Source organism: Microvirgula aerodenitrificans DSM 15089 (assembly GCF_000620105.1).
GTDB classification, from domain to species: Bacteria; Pseudomonadota; Gammaproteobacteria; order Burkholderiales; family Aquaspirillaceae; genus Microvirgula; species Microvirgula aerodenitrificans.
On the sequence record NZ_JHVK01000002.1, the window covers coordinates 1 to 23580 of the forward strand.

The window sequence follows — 23580 nt, forward strand, 5'->3', positions numbered from 1 at the left end:
CCACTCGTCAGCGGGAGCAAGCTCCCCTGTTACCGTTCGACTTGCATGTGTAAAGCATGCCGCCAGCGTTCAATCTGAGCCAGGATCAAACTCTTCAGTTCAATCTTTGCAAAACTGGCTGACGCAATTCTCAAAAGAACTTCTGAAAGTTCTTCCTTGACTGTGTAAGCCTTGCTTTTCAGCAAGCGCCTACACTTATCGGTTGTCTGTTTTGTTAAAGAGCGTTTTTCCGAACTGAATCAGCTACTTGCTGCTTCGTTCGGCGCTGCGTCGTGCAGCGAGGAAGCGAACTATACGTCCGCCCCTCTCTTCCGTCAACACCCGTTTTCCGCTTTTTTGTCACCGATTCGGCAAGTCGTTGAGAGAAAAAGGCTTTGTTTCAGCCTCAACTGCGGTAGTCGGCGTTGATGCGCACGTAGTCATAGGAAAAGTCGCAAGTCCACACCGTCGCCGACGCCTCGCCGCGGTTCAGTTTCACCCGGACGGTGATTTCCGGCTGGTTCATCACCCGCTGGCCGTCTTCTTCCCTGTAGGCCGGATTGCGCCCGCCGCCGGTCGCGACCAGGACGTCGTCCAGATACAGGTCCAGCCGGTCCACATCGAGGTCGTCGATGCCGGCGTAGCCAATGGCCGCCAGCAGCCGGCCCAGGTTCGGGTCGGAGGCGAAGAAGGCAGTCTTGACCAATGGTGAGCGGGCAATGGCATAAGCGACCTGCTTGCATTCGGCCCGGTCGTGACCGCCTTCGACGGTAACGGTCATGAACTTGGTCGCGCCTTCGCCATCACGGGCGATGGCCTGGGCCAGTTCGATGGCCACGTCACGGACTGCATCATGCAGTTCGGCGTAGCCGGCTGCAGAGTCCGCATCAATAGTCGCATTGCCGGCCTGTCCGCTGGCGATCAGCAGGAAGCTGTCATTGGTCGAGGTGTCACCATCGACGGTGACACAGTTGAACGACTGGTCGGCAACATCGCGCACCATCTGCTGCAATGCCTGTTGTCCGATATCCGCGTCGGTGGCGATAAAGCCCAGCATGGTGGCCATGTTCGGATGAATCATGCCGGCGCCCTTGGCAATGCCGGTCACGGTCACGGTCTTGCCGTTGACCATGACCTGACGCGAGGTCGCCTTCGGCATGATGTCGGTAGTCATGATCGCCTCGGCGGCATCCAGCCAGTCGGCATGCTGTCGTGTCGGCAGGGCGGCGATGATGCGGTCGGCCGGCAGCGGTTCCAGGATGACGCCAGTGGAGAACGGCAGGACCTGTTCGACATTGACACCCAGTTCCTCGGCCAGCGCCGCGCAGATGGCACGGGCACGCTGGCGGCCGTCCTCACCGGTCCCGGCATTGGCATTGCCGGTATTCACGACCAGCGCCCGGATCGGCTGGCCACTGGCCAGGTGCGCTCTGGACAGAATCACCGGCGCGGCACAGAAGCGGTTGCGGGTGAAAACCCCGGCCACCCGGCATGCCGGCGCCAGCTCCAGCACCAGCACGTCTCGTCGCTTTGCCTGTTTGACACCGGCCTCCGCGACCGCAAGGGTCACGCCGGGAACAGGGAAAAGCCGGGAACGGTCTGGTTGCTGCAGATTGACGGGCATGATGGCTCCAAAAGGTCTGACTTACAGAAAAGCGACCCATTGTAGCGTTTATCGGTCATGCGGCCAGCGTTGTTTCGTCATACAGCCCGCCGGGGACTACTGGTCGGAAAACTCGGCGATCACCGTCAGCAGGTCGTCGCCATAGCGCGCCAGCTTGCTGCCGCCAACGCCATAGACCTGGCGCAGGCCATCTTCGCTTTGCGGCCGTTGCTCGACCAGCTCGCGCAGGGTGCGATCGGAGAACACCGCGTAGGCCGGGACGTTGTGTTCGTCGGCCATTCGCTTGCGCCAGCTGCGCAGTCCCTGCCACAGCCGTTCTTCGCGTTCGGTACGCAACCAGCGTTCGGCGTCCTGACTGCCGCTGCGCGGGGTCTTCTTGTCTTCCCGCAGCGGGCGCAGCCACACCTGTTCCTGGCCTTTCAGCACCGGCCGGCACTTGTCGGTCAGGCGCAGCGCCTGGTAGTTCATCACGTCGACCTGCAGATAACCCTGTGCCACCAGCTGGCGCACCAGCGAGCGCCAGCCGCGTTGCGACAGTTCCTTGCCGACGCCATAGGTCGACAGGTGCTGGTGGCCACGGCTCATCACGTTCGCCGTTTCGCGCCCGAGCAGGATCTCGATCACATGGTTGGCCGCTGCGCGCTGGCTGACGCGATAGATGCACGACAGCAGCTTCTGCACCTGGGTGGTCATGTCCTGGGTCACAGGCGGATGCAGGCAGTTGTCGCACTTGCCGCACGGCTCGATCTGCTCGCCGAAGTGGGCCAGCAGCAACTGGCGGCGGCAACTGGCGGTTTCGCAGTAGGCCAGCATCGCATCCAGCTTGCCGAGTTCGACGCTGCGGCGGGTTTCGTCGACGTCGCCATCGAAGATCATCTGCTGCAGCTGGACCATATCGCTCAGTCCGTAGCACAGCCAGCTGGTCGCCGGCAGTCCGTCACGGCCGGCGCGCCCGGACTCCTGATAGAAACCTTCCGGGCTTTTCGGCAGGTCGAGATGGGCGACGAAACGGACATCGGGCTTGTCGATGCCCATGCCGAAGGCGATGGTTGCGACCATCACCACATTGTCCTCGCGGATAAAGCGGGTCTGGTGCTGTTCGCGGGTGCGTGCATCGAAGCCGGCGTGATACGGCATGGCGTCGATGCCGTTTTCGCGCAGGAAGGCGGCGGTATCTTCCACCCGCTTGCGCGACAGGCAGTAGACGATGCCGCTCTGCCCGGCATGCTCCTGCTGGATAAAGCGCAGCAACTGCTGCTTGGCCTGGTGCTTTTCGATGACGTGATAGGTCAGGTTCGGCCGGTCGAAGCTGGACAGGAAGACCCGCGCCTGTTCCAGCCGCAGGTAATGGCGGATCTCCTCGCGGGTATCCGGGTCGGCGGTGGCGGTCAGGGCAACGCGCGGCACGTTCGGGAAGCGATCGGCCAGTACGCCGAGTTCCCGGTATTCCGGACGGAAGTCGTGTCCCCACTGGCTGACGCAATGCGCTTCGTCAATGGCGAACAGGCCGATTTCCATCGACGCGATCCAGTCGAGAAAGCGCGGGCTGAGCAAGCGTTCCGGTGCGACGTACAGCAGTTTCAGCGTGCCGGCACGCGCGGCGCGCGCCACGGTGCGTGCCTGCTCGGCGTCCTGGGTCGAATTGAGGAAGGCCGCGGCGACGCCAAGTTCGGTCAGTGTGGAAACCTGGTCCTGCATCAGTGCGATCAGCGGACTGATGATGACGGCCAGTCCGCTGCGCATCAGCGCGGGAATCTGGAAGCACAGGGACTTGCCGCCACCGGTCGGCATCAGCACCAGCGCATGCTGTCCTTCGGCAACGTGGCAGACGATGTCGGCCTGCGGGCCGCGGAAATCCGGGTAACCAAATACGTCGCGCAGGATCTGGCTGGCGTGGGAAAGAGTGGTCTGGGGCGTGTTCACCGACCGGATTGTAAGCAAAAGCGCGCACCTTTGCCGTGCCGGTCGATGCACTGGGGCCGTCGCTGTGCCAAACTTGCAACCATTCTGTCCTTTTCATCGACTCAGTCATGACTGCTATCCGCCCGCTTATTGTCGCGTCCCTCCTCAGCCTGCTGGCCACCGGCTGCGCCACCCAGTCCGGCAGCACCTCGTCGCCGGGCAAGTCCGGCACGTCCACGGCGGTGCAGGACGCCGAATGGAAAAACCTCGGCGTGACGCCGAACGGCAATGTGATGAACGAGATCGACACGCTGTCGATCCAGCGTCGCGGTTCGCTGGTCACATTCCGCGACCGCAAGACGCTGTTCAATCCGAAGAAGGAAAACCTCGGCGACACGCCGCTGCACAAGCGTTCGATCAATACCTGGCAGATCGACTGCCAGTCGCAGACCTACCGGCTGGTGGCCATGCGCCTGTATGACGACGGGGGTCGCCAGATCGCCAGCTATTCGTACAATGACAAACAGATCAAACCGGCGGCGATCATTCCCAATTCGGCGAGCTATCAGCAAATGCAGTTCGTCTGCGGCAGGAAATAACGCCGACTACTGTCAACGCGCCCGGTCCGCCCCGGGCGTTTTTCATGCAGGTTCAACGGAGGACGCGGTATGGCGGCCATCAAGCGAGTCGTTTTCAATCAGAAGGGCGGCGTCGGCAAATCGACCATCGCCGCCAATCTTGCCGCGGTCGCGGCACATGCCGGACGCCGGGTACTGGTCATCGACCTCGATCCGCAAGGCAATCTGACTCACTACCTGCTCGGCACCGGGGCCGATACCGTCTCACCGACGCTGTTCGACTGGTTTGACCAGCAACTGAACTTCAGCCTGTTCTCGAAAGAGACGCGCGACTTCCTGCATGCCACGCCGTATCCGGGCCTGACGCTGATGGCGTCGCATCCGGAGCTGGGCGAACTCGCCGGCAAGCTCGAATCCCGCTACAAGATGTACAAGCTGCGCGACCTGCTGGTCGAGCTGGCGGCTGATTTCGACGAGGTCTGGATCGACACGCCGCCGGCGCTGAACTTCTTTACCCGCTCGGCGCTGATCGCTGCCGACCGCTGCCTGATTCCGTTCGACTGCGATGCGTTCGCACGTCAGGCGCTGTACCAGTTGCTCGCCAATGTCGATGAAATCCGTGGCGACCACAATCCGGGGCTGACGGTGGAAGGCATTATCGTCAACCAGTTCCAGCCGCGCGCCACCCTGCCCGGCCGCATGGTCGACGAGTTGCTTGCCGAGGGCCTGCCGGTGCTGGATGTCCGCTTGCAGCATTCGATCCGGGTACGCGAATCACACGAGGCGGCACGGCCGCTGATCCATTTCGATCCGCGTCACAAGCTGACCCAGGCATTTACGTCGCTGTATCAGCAATTGGCTGCGGCACCGGCAGTTCGCTGACGGTACGCACGGCCGGAAAGAAAAACGGGAGCCTGACGGCTCCCGTTTTTTGTTCCGGAGTGCCTTTTACAGGCGGAAGCGGCTGAACGCCTGCTGCATGCTGCCGGCCAGCCCGGTCAGCGTATCGAGCGTCCCCTTGGCCGATTGCAGCGCCTGATCGCTGTCGACGATGCGCAGATTGATGCTCTCGGTGCTCTGCGCCATGGCCAGTGCGGCCTTGTGCTGTTCACCGGTCGACAGCGCGATCGATTCAATCTTGCTCTCGACCTCGCGCATGGTGTCGCTGATGCGGCCGATGCGGTCGCTGGCTTCTCGGGTCAGCGCCACACTCTGGCTGACCGCCCCGCTGGTGACCTGCATATTGCCGGTCGCGCGCGTGGTCTCGCTCATGATGCTGCCGATCATGGCGCTGATCTCGATGGTCGCCTTGCCGGTGCGCTCGGCCAGCTTGCGCACTTCGTCCGCCACCACGGCGAAACCGCGTCCCTGCTCGCCGGCACGCGCCGCCTCGATGGCAGCGTTCAGTGCCAGCAGATTGGTCTGGTCGGCGATGTCGCTGATCACATTGGTGATCTGGCTGATCTGCTGCGAGCGCTGTTCCAGCGACGACAGCAGGGTCGACAGGTCATCGACCGCCGACGAGGTCTTGTCCATATCCGTGGCGATGCGCTCGATATGCAGTGCCCCTTCATGCGACGCGTCACCGGTTTCATGCACCATCGCGTCGGTATCGCGCGCGGCGTCGGCAATCTGCGAGATGCTGACCGACACCTGTTCGATGGTTGCGGCGTTGGCGCTGGATATATCGGCCAGCGCGCGCGAATCCCCCGCCATCTTGTCGAATGCGCCGCCCAGCGATACCACGCCGCCGGCCAGTTGCACCGCATCGTCGCGCAGTTCGCGGAACATGCCGTTCAGACGCTGGATGAACTGGTTGAATGCCTGTGCGGTCTCGGCCACTTCGTCTTCGCCCGGCACGTCGATCTGACGAGTCAGGTCACCCTCGCCGGCAGCAATTTCGCGCATCGCGTCGCGGACCTGGATCAGGCCACGCAGCAGGCGCTGCAGATAGCCGGTCACGAAACCGGTGCACAGCAGCAGCACCAGCAGCGTGGCGCCGACCATGGCACCGACCAGTTTGAGCAGCGGTCCGGTCAGCACGCTGCGGTCCATCACCATGCCCAGCACCCAGTCGGTCCCGGGCACATCGACCAGTCTGACCAGCGATGGCACGCGTTCGACCGTCATGTCGGTCAGACCCGGCTCGGCCAGCAGGGACTGGATCCGCGCCGCGTCCAGCCCTTCGGCCACTTCGGCGACGTCTTTCAGTTCCATGCCTTCGTGCGGATAGGCAATCAGCTTGCCCTCGCGCGTCATCAGGAAGGCAAAGCCGTCGCCCGGCAGCGCCACGGCACGGACCGATTTGACCAGCTGGCCGATGACGATATCGCCGGCCACCACTTTTTCACTGCCGTCGACCCGGTGCGCGATGCTGACCACCAGTTCCTTGATGTCGGCACTGGCCGGCTTGTACGGCGAGGTCACGATGGTGTCGTTGCCGGCACGGGCGCGCTTGAACCACTCACGGCTGGCCGGATCGTAGTCGGGGCTTGGCTTCTGCTTGCCCGGAATGGAGTAGACCATGTCCTTGCTGGCTCCGTCCCCGACGAACATCTGGGTAAAGCCCCCTGCGGCCGCCAGCGACTGCAGCGACGAGGACACATCCGGCGAGGTAGCGTGGCGCAGGCCGGCTTCGACCACCTGCTTGCGCACGTCGATCCATTCCTCGACGAAGTGACGCTGGCTGACTGCCACCAGCTCTACCTGCTGTTCCAGCCCGGTACGCAGATCGCCGCGCAGTTTGAAGAAGGCGACCAGCGTGACGCTGACCGTCGCGACAACGATGGCAACCGCCACCAGCACGATCAGCTTTGTCTTGATGGATTTCATGATCCTGATGCGACGCAAATTCGATTGGGATCGGGATTATGTCAGATCCTCTCAGCCATTTAGTGATTCATATCGTCGGGAGGAGCTTGTTATGTTCATAACGAATAAATCCATATTTTGTATGGGGTTATTCGTTTTCCGTCAGCGCGTTGGCAATGGCGGTTCCGGCTTTAACCGCACTTTTTCCGGTCCGGCATGCATTTTCCCGGACAGCAGGCTGGCGGCAATGATCAGCCCGCCCCCGATCCATTCCTGCAGGCTCATGCGCTCGGACGCGAGCAGGTAGGCCGACACGGCGGCGAACACCAGTTCGGTCAGCATCAGGGTCATGACCTGGTTCGCCGGCAGCAGGCTGACGCCATGCTGGGACACGATGCTGGTCGCCAGCAGGCAGGCGGCGATCAGCACGATTTCCACGCCGATGACCGGCGTCAGCAGGCGGATTTCCCCCATGCGGCCGGACAGGGTCAGCGTGACGGCGGCAAAGCCGGCCACACCGAGCCAGATGCAGGCCGACTTGACCGGCAGCGCCAGCGATTGTGCGCGCCGCGACAGTACGGTGCCGAGCGAGTAGGCGAAGCCGGCGGTCAGCGCAAACCATTCATAGCGCTCCGACAGCATCGCCGAGCCACTCCACAGGCCCGGCCGGTACAGGGTGATCGCGCAGCCGAGCAGCGACAGGCCGATCACCGCCAGCCCGGCACGGGTCAGCGTTTCCTTCAGGATCAGCCAGGACAGGAAGGCAGTCCACAACGGTGACAGGTAGAACAGCAGCATGACCCGCATCACCTGGCCTTCGGTCACGGCCCAGGTGTAGCCAAGATTGGTCCAGCCGAAGATCACCATCAGGACCAGCAGGCGGAACTCGGGGCGGAAATAGCGCTTGAAGTCGCGCCAGAACAGCGCAATGCCGACCGTGGCGCACAGCAGGTAGACCAGCATCGATGTCATCGACGCCGAGATGCCCTGCTCGGTCAGAAAACGGAACGGATACCACAGCAGCCCCCACACCAGCGCGGTGGTCAGGGTACAGAGGATGGGGAGGATTTTCAGACTGCGCATGACGGTGGGCACCAGCGGTTTTTGGGGGATCGGTGCAGGTCCGACGGAGACGGGAAACGGCCGGGCGCGGCATCGCTCCCCGTTGTGGTGGGGAGACCCCGCTGCGTGCTTCCGTTCGGCATGGTGTGATTTACGGACGGCCTGAGGATTTTCTGCTTGGCGGATGGCAGGGCGGGCTTTTAGTATCCAGTGTTTTGCAGTCGCACAAAATGAATCCGCCGCGATGAATCCTCACCTAGAGCGCCTTGAACCTTACCCGTTCCAGAAGTTGCGCGACCTGTTCGGCGAACTGAGCCCGAATACGGAATATTCTGCCATCAACCTGTCGATAGGCGAACCCAAGCACCCGACACCGGCGGTCATCAAAGAGACACTGGCCGCGGCGCTCGAGTGTCTGGGTGAGTATCCGCCGACGCTTGGCGGCCTGCCGCTGCGCGAAGCCTGTGCCGACTGGCTGGTTCGCCGCTACGGCATTGCCCGCCCCGATCCGGCCAGCCAGGTGCTGCCGGTGCTTGGCAGCCGCGAGGCGCTGTTCTCGTTTGCGCAGGCGGTCATTGCACCGCGCGCCGACGGCCAGCGGCCGGTGGTGATTTCGCCGAACCCGTTCTACCAGATCTATGAAGGCGCGGCGCTGCTGGCCGGTGCCGAGCCCTGCTATGTGAACTGCACGGCCGCCACCGGCTTCGTCCCGGACTGGGACAGCATCCCGGCCGAGGTCTGGGCCCGGACCCAGCTGGTCTTCGCCTGCAGCCCGGGCAACCCGACCGGCGGCGTGATGGGACTGGACGGCTGGCGCAAGCTGTTTGCCCTGTCCGACCGCTACGGTTTTGTCATCGCTTCCGACGAGTGCTACTCGGAAATCCATGCCGGCCAGCCGCCGCTGGGCGGGCTGGAAGCCGCAAGCCGGCTGGGCCGTACCGACTTCCGCCGGCTGGTCATGTTTACCAGTCTGTCCAAGCGCTCGAACGCCCCCGGGCTGCGCTCCGGCTTCGTCGCCGGCGACAGCGCCATCCTCAAGGGTTTCCTGCTGTACCGCACCTACCACGGCAGCGCCATGAGCCCGGCAGTGCAACTGGCCAGCCGCGCGGCCTGGAACGACGAAGCCCATGTCGACGACAACCGCGCGCGCTATGCGGAGAAGTTCACTGCCGTCACGCCGATCATCAGTCGCGTGCTCGACACGCGCCGGCCCGATGCCGGTTTCTACCTGTGGGCAAAAGTGCCCGGTGGCAGCGACACGGCTTTCGCCCGCGAGCTGTATGCGCGCTACCACGTCACTGTGCTGCCGGGCTCGTTCCTGGCCCGCCACGCGCACGGCATCAATCCCGGTGCCGGCTATGTCCGCATTGCGCTGGTCGCGCCGCTCGATGCCTGCGTCGAGGCGGCGTGGCGCATCGTCGATTGCGTGCATACTGCCACTAATTGAATTTTCGACCCCTTTTGCCATCCGATTGAAAAGGCCTGCCCCATGAATCCGAATCAAGCCCTGATCGAAGAAGCGTTTGAACGCCGCGCCGACATCTCTCCCGCCACCGTCACCGCCGAAGTGAAAGCCGCCGTCGACGCGGTCATCGCCGAACTGGATGCCGGCACGCTGCGCGTGGCAGAGAAGCTCGACGGCGAGTGGATCACCCATCAATGGCTGAAGAAGGCGGTGCTGCTGTCGTTCCGCATCCGCGACAACGCCGTGTCCGACGATGGCGTGAACCGCTTCTTCGACAAGGTCGATACCAAGTTTGCCGACTGGGATGCGGCACGCTTCCAGGCTGCCGGTTTCCGCGTGGTACCGGGTGCGGTCGCGCGCAAGGGCTCGTTCATCGCCCGCAATACCGTGCTGATGCCAAGCTATGTGAATATCGGCGCCTATGTCGACGAAGGCACCATGGTTGATACCTGGGCCACGGTCGGCAGCTGCGCGCAGATCGGCAAGAACGTCCACCTGTCCGGCGGTGTCGGCATCGGCGGCGTACTCGAACCGCTGCAGGCCAATCCGACCATCATCGGCGACAACTGCTTTATCGGCGCCCGCTCGGAAATCGTCGAGGGCGTGATCGTCGAAGAAGGTTCGGTCATCTCGATGGGGGTGTATATCGGCCAGAGCACCAAGATCTATGATCGCGAAACCGGCGAAGTCAGCTATGGCCGCGTGCCGGCCGGCTCGGTGGTGGTGTCGGGCAACCTGCCGTCGGCCGATGGCAAGTACAGCCTGTACTGCGCCGTGATCGTGAAGAAGGTCGATGCCAAGACCCGTGCCAAGACCAGCATCAACGAGCTGCTGCGCGGGATCTGAGCCCGGCCGCGACAGCAATATGACAATGCCGCCCCCCTGATCAGGGGGGCGGCATTTTTTGTGTGAACGCGGCCAGGTGGAGCGACCGCCACGCTACGGGGCGTCAGTGCGCCGGCGCCACCGCCCCCATCCACGGTGTGCCCAGCACCCGCGAGCGGAACCAGCCGATCGCCATCACCACCATGGTCAGCAGCGCGGTGCCGAATACCTCGATCCGGTGCTCCGGACGAATCAGCATCATCACCAGCACACCGCAGATGAACAGGATCACGCCCCAGGTCAGCCACGGATAGCACCACATGCGCAGCGTCAGCGGCTTGCCGCGCGCCAGCAGTTGCTTGCGCATCCGCAGTTGCGACACGGCAATGACCAGGTAGACCAGCAGCGCAATCGCGCCCGAGGTCGCCAGCAGGAAGGCGAACACTTCTTCCGGTACCAGGTAGTTGGCGATCACGGCGCCAAAGCCGACCACCATCGAGCCGATCACGGCCATCTGCGGCGTGCCGTTGGCGGCGGTGCGCTTGAAAATGGTGAACGCGTCACGACGCACCGACAGCGAGTACAGCATGCGCGATGCGGTATACAGCGCCGAGTTCAGGCAACTGGCGACCGACACCAGCACGATGACGTCGACGATGGCCTTGGCGTTCGGGATGCCGACCAGTTCCAGCGTGCGCTGGTAGGAGCCGACCAGCGGCAGTTGCGGATCGTTCCAGGCCACCAGCGCGATGACGATGAAGATCGAACCGAAGTAGAACAGGCTGATCCGCCAGATGACCGAGCGGGTAGCGCGGACGATCTGCTTTTCCGGGTCTTTCGACTCGGCGGCGGCAATGGTGACGATTTCGGTACCGAGGAAGGTGAACATGCTGGTCAGCATGGCGCCGATCACCGCGCCGAAGCCGTTGGGCATGAAACCGCCGCTGTCGAACAGCCGCGACACGCCGCTGACGCCGCTGCCGGGAATGAAGCCGAAGATGGCGGCCGCGCCGAGCGCCAGGAAGGCGACGATGGCAATCACCTTGATCAGGGCAAACCAGAACTCGAACTCGCCGTAATTCTTGACGCTGAACAGATTGGTCAGGGTCAGCAGGAAGGTGATGGCCAGGGCGAACGACCACATCGGCACACCTTCGAACCACGCATGCAGGATGGTGGCGGCGGCATTGGCCTCGAGCGGAATGACCAGCACCCAGAACCACCAGTACAGCCAGCCGATGATATAGCCGGCCCAGTGGCCGATGGCGCGGTCGGCATAGGTGGAGAACGAGCCGGTATCGGGATCGGCCACCGCCATTTCCCCGAGCATGCGCATGACCAGCACGACCAGCAGCCCGGCGAAGGCATAGGCGAGGATGACGGCGGGACCGGCTTCGGCGATGGCGTGACCGGAGCCGACGAACAGACCGGCGCCAATCACGCCGGCAATGGACAACATGGTGACGTGACGCGGCTTGAGCCCGTGGCTCAGCCCGGCGGAAGTGGACATGGCGGATTTTCCTCTTTCTCTGCGCCGCCACCCTGCGGCGGGGCGCGCTTTGTATGGTCCGCGGCGACTCGTCGACGCGCGGCTTTACTTTTTTCTTGCTTTTTTATGCAAATGAACTAATTGCACTTAAGCTCAGTTTAAGCAGCAATTGGCTGTAGAATGAGAGCCAATCCTGTTTTTTTGCTGGAGCCAATCCGGCAGCAAGTCCTTGTCACCATGACCAAACGCCCCAAGCCCGCCAGCACGCGCAGCCCGTCGATGCTGGTCGACCTGATCCAGCTTCGCTTCCTGCCGGGCAGCACCGAGTCGGACAATCAGCAACTTTATCGCCTGCTGCGCGACGCCATTCTCGGTGAGGAATTGCCGCACGGCCTGCGCCTGCCGTCATCGCGACAGCTGGCGGCCGAACTGGGCATTGCCCGCAATACCGTGATCCATGTTTACGAGCGACTGGCCGCCGAAGGCTATGTCAGCGCGGGCGTCGGCCGCGGCACCTTCGTGTCGGATACCCGGCCCGACCGCATTCCGCACCCGGCCGCGACGCGGGAAACCGCACCGGTCCCCGCCTCCCGTCATGCGTCCGGCGTGTCGCAGCGCGGCGCGGCACTGATGGCCCGGGCCGGCGCCGGCGAGCGCCAGTGGGGCGCCTTCATGCCGGGGGTACCGGAAGTGCGGGCGTTCCCGGCCCGGACCTGGATGCGGCTGCAGAACCGGCACTGGCGCCGGCCGCCACCGGACCTGCTCAGTTATGGCGTCGGCCTGGGTTATCCACCGCTGCGCGCCGCACTGGCCGACTATCTGCGCTCATCACGCGGCGTTCTCTGCGATCCGGAGCAGATCGTCATTACCAGCGGTACCCATACCGCCTTGCAGCTGATCGGCCTGATGCTGTGTGATCCCGGCGCCCGCGCCTGGGTCGAGGACCCCGGTTACTGGGGCGTGCACAGCGTCTGGCGCGCCAACGGTATCGAGACCGTGCCGGTGCCGGTCGACGACGAGGGGCTGGATGTCGACCGCGGCGAGGGCCGGCCGCGTCTGGTCTTCGTGTCCCCGTCCCACCAGTACCCGCTCGGCTCGGTCATGAGTCTGGCGCGCCGGCGCCAGTTGCTGGCCTACGCCAGCCATCATGGCGCCTGGATCGTCGAGGACGACTACGACAGCGAGTTCCGCTATGGCCGCCCGCCGCTGCCCTCGCTGCAGGGCCTCGATACCGACGGGCGGGTGCTGTACCTTGGCACCTTCTCGAAGGTGATGTTCCCGGGACTTCGGCTGTCATACATGGTGGTGCCGGCCCCGCTGGTCGATGCTTTCCGCGTTGGCCTGTCCGAGGTCTATCGCGGCGGTCAGTCGCTGACCCAGGCGGTACTGGCCGACTTTATCGTCGACGGCCATTTCGTGTCGCATATCCGCCGCATGCGCAATCTGTATGCGGCACGGCGCGAGGCGCTGCTGTCGGCCATCGCAACCGGCTTTGGCGATTCGCTGCCGATCCATGACGGATCGGCCGGCCTGCATCTGGTGCTCGGCCTGCCCGGCCGGGACGATCGGGCCATCGCCCGGGATGCGCTCGGACACGGCATCATCACCCGGGCACTGAGCCGCTATTACCGCGCGCCGGCCAGCAGCGCCTCCGGCCTGCTGCTCGGCTATTCCCATGTCGACGAGGACGAGATCAGTCGCCATTTCGCCACGCTGGCAGGCTGCATTGCCGATGCGCCGGGCTGAATCGCTCAGACTTCACTAAGATGGAATGGGCATAGTCGGTTGACACCTGTTCCGTCATTTCTCTTGCATTTAGTCCTAACACGAACTAAATTCCCGCCATGCACTCCCGAGTGCCACTGGAAGTCCACGCATGACCGCCACACCTGCACACCGTTTCCTCCCCGTGATTCGCGAGCTCGCCCGCACCTACCAGGTGTTCGAGCAGCTGTCCGGCAACCATATCCGCGAACTGGGACTGACGCCGCCGCAATTCGACGTCATTGCCACGCTCGGCAACACCAGCGGCATGAGCTGCAAGCTGCTGAGCGAGAAAACCCTGATCACCAAGGGCACGCTGACCGGCGTGGTCGACCGGCTGATCGACAAGGGGCTGGTCAGCCGTCGCATACCGGACGAGGACCGCCGCAGCGTGTTCATTGCGCTGACAACGGAAGGCGAAGCGCTGTTTGCCCGGGTGTTCCCGGCTCATCTCGACCATATGCAAAAGCTGTTCGACACCTTCAGCGAGACGGAGCTCGAGCAGATCCAGCACATGCTGGCCCGCCTGCGCACCGGCCTCGATACCGCACGGAAAACCGCATCATGAATACGTCCCCCCGCTACCACGGCCTGTCCATTGCCCTGCACTGGCTGATGGCGCTGCTGATACTCGCCGCGATCGGCGTCGGCCTGTCGATGGGCGAAATGTCGCTGTCGCCGCTGAAGATCAAGCTGATCAACTGGCACAAATGGGTCGGCATCACCGTGCTCGGCCTGGCTGCCGTGCGCCTGCTGTGGCGGATGTACGCCCGGCCGCCGGCACTGCCGGCCACGCTGCCGGCCTGGCAGACCGGCGCCGCGCATGCGATGCACCTGCTGCTGTATGTACTGATGTTTGCCATCCCGCTGTCGGGCTGGGCGATGAGTGCCGCCAAGGGCTTCCCGGTGGTCTATCTCGGCCTGTTCCTGCTGCCGGACCTGGTGGCACCGGACGAAGCGCTGGGCGACACCCTGGCCGATGTCCATTCCGCACTCAGCTATGGCCTGATCGCGCTGCTGGTCGCCCATGTCGCCGCCGCCCTGAAGCATCACCTGATCGATCAGGACGACATCCTGTCGCGCATGCTGCCGGCCTGTCGTCGTCCCCGCTGACCCTCTCTGGAGAACCCCATGCGCCGTACCCTGTTACCGCTTGTCGTCGCCGCCGCGCTGGTCGCCCCGCTGACCCAGGCGCAAGCCCCGGTCAGCAACAAGAGCCGCATCGGCTTTGTGTTCAAGCAGTTCAATGTGCCGGTCGAAGGCCAGTTCAGCGCCTTCAAGGGCGATATCACTTTCGACCCGGCCAGACCAGAGGCCGGCCATGTCGACCTGACGCTCGACATCAACAGCCTGCATCTGCCAAGCAAGGAAGCGACCGGCGAAGCCCGCAAGAAGGAATGGTTCAACGCCGCCGGCTTCCCGACCGCTCGCTTCGTCTCCACCCAGATCAAGTCGCTGGGTGGTGGCCGCTACCAGGCTGACGGCAAGCTGACCATCAAGGGCATCACCCGCGACGCGTCGGCGCCGCTGACGCTGCGCGAGGAAGGCCCGCTGCGCATTGCCGACGGCGCGCTGACCATCCGCCGGCTCGATTTCAATATCGGCGAAGGATCCTGGCGCGACACCGACACGGTGGCCAATGACGTCCAGATCAAGTTCCGCGTCGCCCTGCCCAAGTAAAACCCGTTCATCCCAGGAGAAAACCACATGAAAAAACTGCTGATCGCTTCCGCCCTGAGCGCACTGGCCGCCTCGGCCTTCGCCGCCCCGGTCACCTACGCCATCGACCCGACCCACACCTATGCCACGTATGAAGTCAGCCACATGGGCTTCTCGACCCAGCGCGGCACCTTCGCCAAGACTGACGGCAAGGTCGTGCTCGATGCCAAGACCAGGAAGGGTGAAGTGGACATCACCATCGACAGCAGCTCGCTGCAGACGCTGAACGCCAAGCGCGACGAACACCTGAAGGGCCCGGATTTCTTCAATGCCGAGAAATTCCCGTCCATTACCTTCAAGTCGACCAGCCTGCAGTTCAGCGGTGACAAGCTGACGGCGGTCAAGGGCAACCTGACCCTGCTCGGCGTGACCAAGCCAGTGACGCTGAAAGTGACCCGCTTCCATCATGGCAAGCACCCGATGATCGGCAAGGACACCTATGGCGCCGATGCCGAAACGGTCATCAAGCGCAGCGAATTCGGCATGAATACCTATGTGCCGGCCATCAGCGACGACGTCAAGCTGGTGGTTTCCATCGAAGCCATCGACGCCCAGTAAGCGCTGATCCGCAGGCCCGGCGCGCCACCGCGCGCCGGGCCTGCGGTCGCGGCAGTCACGACAGCAGTGCGTTTTGCTACCATCGCAGCATGACTGCCCCGATTTCCGCTCCCCCCACCACGCTGAAGAAGCTGGCCAAGCTTGGCATCCACAGCCGCTTCGACCTCGTGCTGCACCTGCCGCTGCGCTATGAGGACGAAACTCACCTGACGCAGATCCGCGATGCCCGCGCCGGCACGCCGGTCGTGGTCGAGGGCACCATCACCGATGCACAGGTACAGTGGAAACCGCGCAAGCAACTGATCGCCACGCTGGAAGACGACACCGGCCAGCTGCAGTTGCGCTTCCTGCATTTCTATCCGAACCACATCAAGCAACTGAGCAAGGGCGCACGCATCCGCGCGCTTGGCGAAATCCGCCACGGCTTTCACGGCGACGAGCTCGTGCACCCGAAGGTGCGCGAAGTGGTCGACGGCACGCCGCTGGCCGACCACCTGACCCCGGTCTATCCGGCACTGCAGGGCATTACCCAGCCGATGCTGCGCCGGCTGGTCAGTCAGTCGCTCGATGACCTGATTCTGGCCGACACGCTGCCGGACGCGCTGCGCGACAGCCTGCACCTGCTGCCGTTTCGCGACGCGATCATGACCCTGCACCGCCCGCCGCCCTCGCTGTCGGTCGCCCAGCTGTCCGACGGCGCACTGCCGGCATGGCAGCGACTCAAGTTCGACGAGCTGCTGGCCCAGCAACTGTCGATGCGGCTCGCCTACCGCGCCCGCCGCGCGCACAACGCGCCGGTACTGACCGGCACCGGCACGCTGACCCGCGCCTTTCTGGCGCAGCTGCCGTTCTCGCTGACCCGGGCCCAGGCACGGGTCATGGCCGAGATCAGCCATGATCTGGCCGAATCCCATCCGATGCACCGGCTGCTGCAGGGCGATGTCGGCAGCGGCAAGACCGTGGTCGCCGCGCTGGCGGCACTGACCGCGATCGAGGCCGGTTACCAGGCCACCCTGATGGCACCGACCGAAATTCTGGCCGAGCAGCATCATCTGAAGCTGGCCGCCTGGCTGGAACCGCTGGGCGTACACGTCACCTGGCTGACCGGCAGTCTGAAAAAGTCGCACAAGCAGGCCGCCATCGCCGATATCGCCGCCGGCGTCACCCGGCTGGCGGTCGGCACCCATGCGCTGTTCCAGGACGATGTCGCCTTCGAGCGCCTCGGTCTGGCCATCATCGACGAGCAGCATCGTTTCGGTGTCGGCCAGCGGCTGGCGCTGACCGACAAGGGCGCCGCACCGCACCAGCTGACCATGTCGGCGACGCCGATCCCGCGCACGCTGGCCATGAGCTATTACGCCGACCTCGACGTGTCGGTCATCGACGAACTGCCGCCCGGCCGTACGCCGATCACCACCAAGCTGATTTCGACCGCGCGCCGGGGCGAGGTGGTCGGCGCCATCCGCGCCGAGATCGCCCAGGGCCGACAGGCGTACTGGGTCTGCCCGCTGATCGAGGAATCGGAGACGCTGGAACTGCAGAATGCAGTCGCGACCTTCGAGGCCCTGCAGCAGACCCTGCCCGAGCTGCGGGTCGGCCTGGTGCACGGACGGATGAAGGCGGACGACAAGGCCGCGATGATGGCGGCCTTCCAGGCCAACGAGGTCCAGTTGCTGGTGGCGACCACGGTGATCGAGGTGGGTGTCGACGTCCCCAATGCCACGCTGATGGTCATCGAACACGCCGAGCGCATGGGACTGGCCCAGTTGCACCAGTTGCGCGGCCGCGTCGGCCGCGGCGCGCATGCCAGCCGCTGCGTGCTGCTGTTCGAGGAGCCGTTGTCCGAACTGGCCAAGGCGCGGCTGAAAGTGATCTACCAGCACACCGACGGTTTCGAGATTTCCCGCCAGGACCTGCTGATCCGCGGCCCCGGCGAGTTTCTCGGCGCCCGCCAGTCCGGTGCGCCGCTGCTGCGCTTTGCCGATCCGGAGCAGGACGATGCGCTGCTGGAAGCGGCCAAGGACTGGGCGCCCCGCTTGCTGTCGGACTACCCCGAATACGCCGAGCGCCACCTGGCACGCTGGCTGTCAGGGCGCGAGCAGTTCCTCAAGGCCTAGGCGCCGCTGAATACCTGCCACAGCAGCACCATGTTCAGCGTAACGATCACGCCGGCAATCAGCCACGCCAGCCACTGCAATGGCCCGCTCAGCCGCCACTGCCCCATCAGTCCGGCACTGGAGGCAAAGCGGACCAGCGGGATCACGGCAAACGGCAGTTGCAGGCTGAGGATGACCTGACTCAGTACCAGCAGCGACGTCGTCTCGCTGTCGCCGCCGAGAATGGCCACCGCCATTGCCGGGATGATGGCCAGGCTGCGGGTCAGCAGTGCCCGCTGCCAAGGCTTGATGCGCAGGTTCAGGAAACCTTCCATCACCGCCTGCCCGGCCAGCGTCGCGGTAATGGTCGAACTCAGGCCGCAGGCGAGCAGCGCGCCGGCAAACAGCAGGCCGGCCCAGTGGTTGCCGAGCAGGGGCGACAGCAGCCGGTGAGCGTCGCCCAGCGACTCGACGTCGGCATAGCCGTGATGGTGGAAGACGGCGGCGGCAAGAATCAGCAGCGACGCATTCAGGCAGAACGCGAAAGCCAGCGACAGCGAGGTATCCCAGTGCGTGGCCCGCAGCGCCTGCTTCATGTGCTCGACCGTGCGCGAGGCCATGGCCTGGCCGCGCGTGCGCAGCAGGTTCGAGTGCAGATACAGATTGTGCGGCATCACCGTCGCGCCGAGGATGCCGCAGGCAATCCACAGCAGGCCGGCATTGGCGATGATTTCACTGCGCGGCACCAGCCCCTGCGACGCCGCATGCCAGTCCGGATTGGCCATCGCCAGCTGGGCGATGAAGCAGCCGCCGGCGAACAGGATCATCGCGGCGACGACGCTTTCCAGGCTGCGCTGGCCGATCAGCTGGATGGCGAGCATCGCGAACGCCAGTGCACTGGCCAGCAGCACCCCGACCGGCAGCGACACGCCGAACAGCAATTGCAGTGCGACCGCGCTGCCGATGATCTCGGCCAGATCGGTCGCAACGATCGCCACCTCGCACAGCAGCCACAGCGCCAGCGATGTGCGCCGACCGTAGCGGGCACGGCACAGCTGGGCCAGATCCTGGCCGCTGACCAGCCCGACCCGGGCGGCAATCCACTGCAGGAACAGCGCCATCACGCTCGACAGCAGCACCACGCTGAGCAGCGTATAGCCGTAGCGCGCCCCGCCAGCGATGGCGGTCGCCCAGTTGCCCGGATCGGTATAACCCACCGCAACCAGGCAGCCGGCGCCGACAAAGCCGAACCAGCGTCGTGGACGACGGCCCGGTTTCGGGGGATCCGCCATTTTGGCGGCGGTCATTTCGGCGGACAGGCTGGACATGATGGCTCCTGCAACAGTAAGGCGATCAGTTCATAATAATCATTCTCATTTGATGTTTACAATGGAATTTTGTCATCCCGACGATTGGGCGACGCAATCGCTAACGGCTACGCCGCTGCCCGCAATCGCATCCCGTCATAAGCAAGTTCCACCCCCGGCGGGCACAGCGCATTGGTTGCGTGGTATTCCAGTTCGTGGGTCATGTGGATCAGCACCGTACGCCGTGCGCCGATGCGTGCAGCGGCTTCCAGCGCCTGGTGGAAACCGAAGTGACTCGGATACGGCGCCATTTTCAGGCAGTCCAGCAACAGCAGGTCCAGTCCGTCCAGCAGGCCGTAGCTGTCGTCGGGAATGGTCGACACATCGGTCAGATAGGCGAAGCGGCCGACGCGCCAGCCGAGGATCGGCCAGCGGCCATGAATCAGTGGTACCGGCGTGACCTCGATGCCGGCAATCACGACCGGCACGCCGGCCTCGACCGTATTCGGCACCAGCACCGGCTTGTCCCAGAACGCGCCCGGCGGCAGCAGGCAGTAGCCGAAGCGCTCTTCGATATTGCGCATCATGAACGCATTCCCGTACAGCGGGATCGGCCCCTGCCGGACGTAGCAGAAGGCGCGCAGGTCGTCGATGCCGTTCAGGTGGTCGGCATGCGGGTGGGTGTACAGCACGGCATCGACATTGCTGATGCCTTCGCGCAGCGCCTGCTGGCGCAGGTCCGGCCCGGTATCGATCAGCAGCGTCTTGCCGCCCACCTGCAGCAGCGAGCTGGCGCGGGTGCGGTGATTGCGCGGGTCTGTCGAGCTGCAGGTGGCGCAATGGCAGCCGATCGCCGGCGTGCCCGAGCTCGATCCGCAGCCAAGAACGGTGACATCAATGTGCATGCCGTGCCTTTGCAAACAGGCGGTAGAAGTTCTCCGTGGTCGCCTCGGCCAGCGCTGCCAGCGTCATGCCCCGCAGCTCGGCAATGTGCTCGGCCACGTGGCGCACATAGGCCGGTTCGTTCTGCTTGCCGCGATACGGCACCGGCGCCAGATACGGCGAGTCGGTTTCCACCAGCAGCCGGTCGAGCGGGCATTTCTGCGCGACGTCCTTCACCTGCTGCGCATTCTTGAAAGTGACGATGCCGGAGAACGACAGGTAAAAGCCGAGGTCCAGCGCCTGACGGCCGATCTCCCAGTTTTCGGTAAAGCAGTGCATGACGCCGCCCGGCTGGTCGGCGTGGGCTTCGCGCATCACGCGGACGGTATCCTCGGCCGACTCGCGGGTATGAATCACCAGCGGCACCCGGGCACGGGTGGCGGCACGGATATGTCGCCGGAAGCGTTCACGCTGCCATTCGAGATCGCCCTTGCACCAATGGTAGTCGAGGCCGGTCTCGCCGATACCGATGATTTTCGGGTGCGCGGCCTCGGCGACCAGAAAGTCCTCGTCCATGTCCGGCCCATCCTCGACATCGGGATGGACGCCGACCGTGGCCCAGAACATGTCGTGCTCCAGCGCCAGTGCCCGGACTGCCGGGTAATCGGGGACATTGACGGAGATCACCAGCGCCCGGTCGATGCCGTTGGCGAGCATATTGGCCTTGACCTCGTCGATGCGGCTGGCGAGGTCGGGAAAATTGATGTGGCAGTGCGAATCGATCAGCATGATGGCCTGCGCGGCGCCATTGGCCGCGTGATATTCGGTTTCAGGGAGGGTCAGCGCGTGCCGGCAAACAGTTGCTGATAATCGAACAGCAGCTTTTCCACCTGCAGGCGCACGTTCAGCGTGTGCTGCCCGTACGGTGCCAGCGCCACGATCTCGTGGTCGAAGCGGGCAAAGCGCACGGCAGGCGCACGGTGCGACAGGCGCTCGATGGCCGCCGCATGGTCCGGATAATAGCGGACCGGCGACGCGGTGCCGGCGGCCAGCAGGTCGTGCAGCCATTTGCGCAGCCAGTCCAGCGGCTCGGCCAGTGCCAGTTTGGCGCGGTCCAGCTCGCCGGACAAGGTCAGGATGGCCTGGGCATCGGGATGGGCCAGTACGGCGGCAAATTTCTCCCGCAGCGGTACCCGCGCCCCGTCGGTCAGCGCGAATGGCGCACCGCCGGCCCGGGCCAGCTCGATCTCCGGGTTGTCGACGCCGGCCGTTTCCAGCCATGCCAGCGCCACGTCGGCCGCCGGCGGGGTCAGCGGGAAAGCGCGGCAGCGGCTGAGTATGGTCGGCAGCAGGCGGTGCGGACGGTGCGCCACCAGCACGAAGTGCACGCCTTCCGGCGGTTCTTCGAGGATTTTCAGCAGTGCGTTGGCCGAGGCCAGGTTCAGGGTTTCGGCCGGCTCGACCAGCACCACGCGCCGGCCGCCACGGTGGGCCGACAATTGCGCGAACTCGATGATGTCACGCACGGCTTCGACCTTGATCAGCAGCAGCTTGCGCGTCGGCTTGTCGTCATCGCGTTCGTCGTCCGGAGCCAGCAGGCGGTAATCGGGGTGGTTGCCGGCCAAGAACCAGCGGCAGGCCTCGCACTGCCCGCACGCGGCGTGGTCGGCTGCCGGTGCCTCACACAGCAGCGACTGGGCGACAAAACGGGCGAAGCGATCCTTGCCGATGCCCTGCGCGCCGGTCAGCAGCAGGGCACCGGGCAGGCGGTCGAACTGCTGGGCAAGTCGTGCCCAGTCGGCTTGTTGCCACGGCAGCAGCATCAGCGTCGCTCCAGCAGGCGGCCAAGGTCGCGGGCCAGTTCGGCCTGCAGGGTTGCCACCGGCAGTTCGGCATCCAGCACGCGTATCCGTTCGATATCGGCCTCGGCCCGGCTCAGGTAGGCATTGCGCACCCGCTGGTGGAATGCCTCGCGCTCGCGCTCGAACCGGTCCAGTGTCCGCGTGGCCGACATTCGTGCCCGCGCCACGTCGGGCGAAATGTCGAACAGGAAGGTCCGGTCCACCTTCAGGTCACGCTGCACCCAGCGCTCCAGTTCAGCGATCCGCTCGAACGGTACGCCCCGGCCACCGCCCTGATAGGCGAACGTCGCGTCGGTAAAGCGGTCGGACAGCACCCAGCGACCGGCAGCCAGCGCCGGACGGATCACGCCATCGACATGCGCCTGGCGGGCGGCAAACATCAGCAGCGTTTCGGTATCGAGCGAGATGTCCGACTTCACGTCCAGCAGCAGCGTGCGCAAGGCTTCACCCAGCGGCGTCCCGCCCGGCTCGCGGGTGACGACGACGTCGATGCCGCGCGCGGTCAGCCAGTCGCGGATAAAGTCGACGTGGGTGGATTTGCCGGCACCGTCGATGCCTTCAAGAGTCAGAAAGAGTCCAGTCACTGCGATTCCGTTCCGGGCGCGGCCACGCGCCCAATGCTATTTCTTGCCGAGAATGTATTCATGCACGGCGCTGTTGTGCTCGTCCAGCGTTTCGGAGAAATGCGACGAGCCGTCGCCACGGGCGACGAAGTACAGCGCCTTGGTCGCCCCCGGGTTGGCCGCCGCTTCCAGGGCCGCCCGGCCCGGCAGGGCGATCGGCGTCGGCGGCAGGCCGGCACGGGTATAGGTATTGTAGGGGGTGTCGGCACGCAGTTGCCGCCGGTTCAGCGGCCCGCGAAAGTCCGGGCTGACACCGTACATGACGGCCGGGTCGGTCTGCAGGCGCATGCCGATGCGCAACCGGTTGATGAACACGCCGGCAATCTGCGGCCGGTCCTCGACATGGCCGGTCTCTTTCTCGACCAGGCTGGCCAGGATCAGCATCTCGTACGGTGACTGGTATGGCAGGTCACCGGCGCGGATCTGCCAGCTGCGTTCCAGTTCGGACTGCATCTTGTCATAGGCGCGCTTCAGCACGTCCAGGTCGCTGGCCCCCTTCAGGAAATAATAGGTGTCGGGGAAGAACAGCCCTTCGGCGTGGCTGCCGTCCGCGCCCAGCTTCTGCAGGATGCGTTTTTCCGACCAGCCGGCGGTGTCATGGCGCAGGGCCGGATGCTGCTGCAGCATGGCGCGGAACTGGCCGAAGGTGAAACCTTCGGGAATCGTCACCACGTACTCGCTCTTCTCGCCCTTGCGCAGTTTGGCCAGCCAGTCGAGCATCGACAGCGGCTTGATCATCCGGTAGTCGCCAGCCTTGATTTCACTAGCTGCGCCGCTGACCTTGGCCAGCAGCAGGAACAGCGTGCCGGAGCGCACGGCGCCGGCACGGTCCAGCGATGCCGCGACGGTGGACAGCGACTGGTTCGGCGCGACTTCGACCGTAACCGGCAACTGCGCCGGCCGGTACGGCGCGACGATCAGGCAGGCCAGCACGGCAACGGCAACGAGCGCCAGCAACACGAACGCACGCAGGCGGTGGCGGGACGCAGAAGGTTTCTTGGGCATGGGGGAGAAGGCGCGGAAAAATCGTCAGA

Annotated in this window: 21 protein-coding genes and 1 rRNA gene; 10 read left to right on the forward strand and 12 right to left on the reverse strand. The window is 64.6% G+C overall.

Going from position 1 to position 23580, the window contains the following annotated elements; all coding sequences use genetic code 11:
• From Q352_RS0101830 to recQ, 3 genes are all read right to left on the reverse strand, one after another.
• Positions 1 to 101 (reverse strand): 16S ribosomal RNA (locus Q352_RS0101830); the annotation flags it as partial.
• Positions 102 to 385: 284 nt separating this feature from the next.
• Positions 386 to 1603 (reverse strand): bifunctional glutamate N-acetyltransferase/amino-acid acetyltransferase ArgJ, encoded by a 1218-nt coding sequence (gene argJ, locus Q352_RS0101835; RefSeq protein WP_028497853.1) that lies wholly within the window; start codon positions 1601 to 1603, stop codon positions 386 to 388.
• Positions 1604 to 1699: 96 nt separating this feature from the next.
• A complete protein-coding gene (gene recQ, locus Q352_RS0101840) occupies positions 1700 to 3526 on the reverse strand; it encodes a DNA helicase RecQ (RefSeq protein WP_028497854.1) in 1827 nt (608 codons plus the stop codon).
• A gap of 107 nt (positions 3527 to 3633) precedes the next feature.
• On the opposite strand from recQ, the gene Q352_RS0101845 reads away from it, so the two are divergent.
• Both Q352_RS0101845 and Q352_RS0101850 read left to right on the forward strand, forming a co-directional pair.
• Positions 3634 to 4104 carry a surface-adhesin E family protein gene (locus tag Q352_RS0101845; RefSeq protein WP_036385045.1) on the forward strand — a complete coding sequence of 157 codons (471 nt, stop codon included), beginning with the start codon at positions 3634 to 3636 and terminating at the stop codon, positions 4102 to 4104.
• Between the two features lie 69 nt (positions 4105 to 4173).
• Positions 4174 to 4965 (forward strand): ParA family protein, encoded by a 792-nt coding sequence (locus tag Q352_RS0101850; RefSeq protein WP_199489707.1) that lies wholly within the window; start codon positions 4174 to 4176, stop codon positions 4963 to 4965.
• A gap of 66 nt (positions 4966 to 5031) precedes the next feature.
• On the opposite strand, the gene Q352_RS19490 is transcribed toward Q352_RS0101850, so the two are convergent.
• A complete protein-coding gene (locus Q352_RS19490) occupies positions 5032 to 6915 on the reverse strand; it encodes a methyl-accepting chemotaxis protein (RefSeq protein WP_051528616.1) in 1884 nt (627 codons plus the stop codon).
• A 141-nt stretch (positions 6916 to 7056) separates the two neighbouring features.
• Positions 7057 to 7977: a DMT family transporter gene (locus tag Q352_RS19495; RefSeq protein ID WP_051528617.1), complete on the reverse strand. Its 921-nt coding sequence runs from the start codon at positions 7975 to 7977 to the stop codon at positions 7057 to 7059.
• A 223-nt stretch (positions 7978 to 8200) separates the two neighbouring features.
• Between Q352_RS19495 and dapC the strand changes: the two genes are divergently transcribed.
• On the forward strand, positions 8201 to 9403 hold the full coding sequence (dapC, locus tag Q352_RS0101865) for a succinyldiaminopimelate transaminase (protein WP_028497857.1): 1203 nt from the start codon (positions 8201 to 8203) through the stop codon (positions 9401 to 9403).
• A 42-nt stretch (positions 9404 to 9445) separates the two neighbouring features.
• The gene (dapD, locus tag Q352_RS0101870; RefSeq protein ID WP_028497858.1) at positions 9446 to 10267 is read left to right on the forward strand and encodes a 2,3,4,5-tetrahydropyridine-2,6-dicarboxylate N-succinyltransferase; all 822 of its coding nucleotides are present in this window, start codon (positions 9446 to 9448) and stop codon (positions 10265 to 10267) included.
• A 103-nt stretch (positions 10268 to 10370) separates the two neighbouring features.
• Here the strand turns inward: dapD and gabP are convergent, their stop codons facing one another.
• Positions 10371 to 11756: a GABA permease gene (gene gabP / locus Q352_RS0101875; protein WP_028497859.1), complete on the reverse strand. Its 1386-nt coding sequence runs from the start codon at positions 11754 to 11756 to the stop codon at positions 10371 to 10373.
• Positions 11757 to 11972: 216 nt separating this feature from the next.
• On the opposite strand from gabP, the gene pdxR reads away from it, so the two are divergent.
• The 6 genes from pdxR (at position 11973) to recG (ending at position 17893) form a co-directional block, all read left to right on the forward strand.
• Positions 11973 to 13481: a MocR-like pyridoxine biosynthesis transcription factor PdxR gene (gene pdxR / locus Q352_RS0101880; protein WP_036385046.1), complete on the forward strand. Its 1509-nt coding sequence runs from the start codon at positions 11973 to 11975 to the stop codon at positions 13479 to 13481.
• Between the two features lie 130 nt (positions 13482 to 13611).
• On the forward strand, positions 13612 to 14067 hold the full coding sequence (locus tag Q352_RS0101885) for a MarR family winged helix-turn-helix transcriptional regulator (protein ID WP_028497861.1): 456 nt from the start codon (positions 13612 to 13614) through the stop codon (positions 14065 to 14067).
• Positions 14064 to 14612: a cytochrome b gene (locus Q352_RS0101890; protein WP_028497862.1), complete on the forward strand. Its 549-nt coding sequence runs from the start codon at positions 14064 to 14066 to the stop codon at positions 14610 to 14612. Before Q352_RS0101885 ends, Q352_RS0101890 begins: the two co-directional genes overlap by 4 nt.
• An 18-nt stretch (positions 14613 to 14630) precedes the next feature.
• Entirely contained in the window at positions 14631 to 15179 is a 549-nt protein-coding gene (locus Q352_RS0101895; protein WP_028497863.1) for a YceI family protein, read from the forward strand.
• A gap of 27 nt (positions 15180 to 15206) precedes the next feature.
• Positions 15207 to 15776 (forward strand): YceI family protein, encoded by a 570-nt coding sequence (locus Q352_RS0101900; protein ID WP_028497864.1) that lies wholly within the window; start codon positions 15207 to 15209, stop codon positions 15774 to 15776.
• Between the two features lie 89 nt (positions 15777 to 15865).
• Positions 15866 to 17893, forward strand: coding sequence for an ATP-dependent DNA helicase RecG (recG, locus tag Q352_RS0101905; protein ID WP_051528618.1), 2028 nt, complete (start codon positions 15866 to 15868; stop codon positions 17891 to 17893).
• On the opposite strand, the gene Q352_RS0101910 is transcribed toward recG, so the two are convergent.
• The 6 genes from Q352_RS0101910 to mltG form a co-directional block, all read right to left on the reverse strand.
• The gene (locus tag Q352_RS0101910) at positions 17890 to 19200 is read right to left on the reverse strand and encodes an Nramp family divalent metal transporter (protein ID WP_112691879.1); all 1311 of its coding nucleotides are present in this window, start codon (positions 19198 to 19200) and stop codon (positions 17890 to 17892) included. The genes recG and Q352_RS0101910 overlap by 4 nt on opposite strands.
• A 107-nt stretch (positions 19201 to 19307) precedes the next feature.
• Positions 19308 to 20084 carry an MBL fold metallo-hydrolase gene (locus Q352_RS0101915; protein ID WP_036385047.1) on the reverse strand — a complete coding sequence of 259 codons (777 nt, stop codon included), beginning with the start codon at positions 20082 to 20084 and terminating at the stop codon, positions 19308 to 19310.
• Positions 20074 to 20850, reverse strand: a complete 777-nt coding sequence (locus tag Q352_RS0101920; RefSeq protein ID WP_028497868.1) for a TatD family hydrolase — start codon at positions 20848 to 20850, stop codon at positions 20074 to 20076. Before Q352_RS0101920 ends, Q352_RS0101915 begins: the two co-directional genes overlap by 11 nt.
• A 50-nt stretch (positions 20851 to 20900) precedes the next feature.
• Positions 20901 to 21884 carry a DNA polymerase III subunit delta' gene (gene holB, locus Q352_RS0101925; RefSeq protein WP_028497869.1) on the reverse strand — a complete coding sequence of 328 codons (984 nt, stop codon included), beginning with the start codon at positions 21882 to 21884 and terminating at the stop codon, positions 20901 to 20903.
• On the reverse strand, positions 21884 to 22507 hold the full coding sequence (tmk, locus tag Q352_RS0101930) for a dTMP kinase (RefSeq protein ID WP_028497870.1): 624 nt from the start codon (positions 22505 to 22507) through the stop codon (positions 21884 to 21886). Before tmk ends, holB begins: the two co-directional genes overlap by 1 nt.
• A 36-nt stretch (positions 22508 to 22543) precedes the next feature.
• Positions 22544 to 23551 (reverse strand): endolytic transglycosylase MltG, encoded by a 1008-nt coding sequence (gene mltG / locus Q352_RS0101935; RefSeq protein ID WP_084299754.1) that lies wholly within the window; start codon positions 23549 to 23551, stop codon positions 22544 to 22546.
• Between the last annotated feature and the right edge of the window lie 29 nt (positions 23552 to 23580).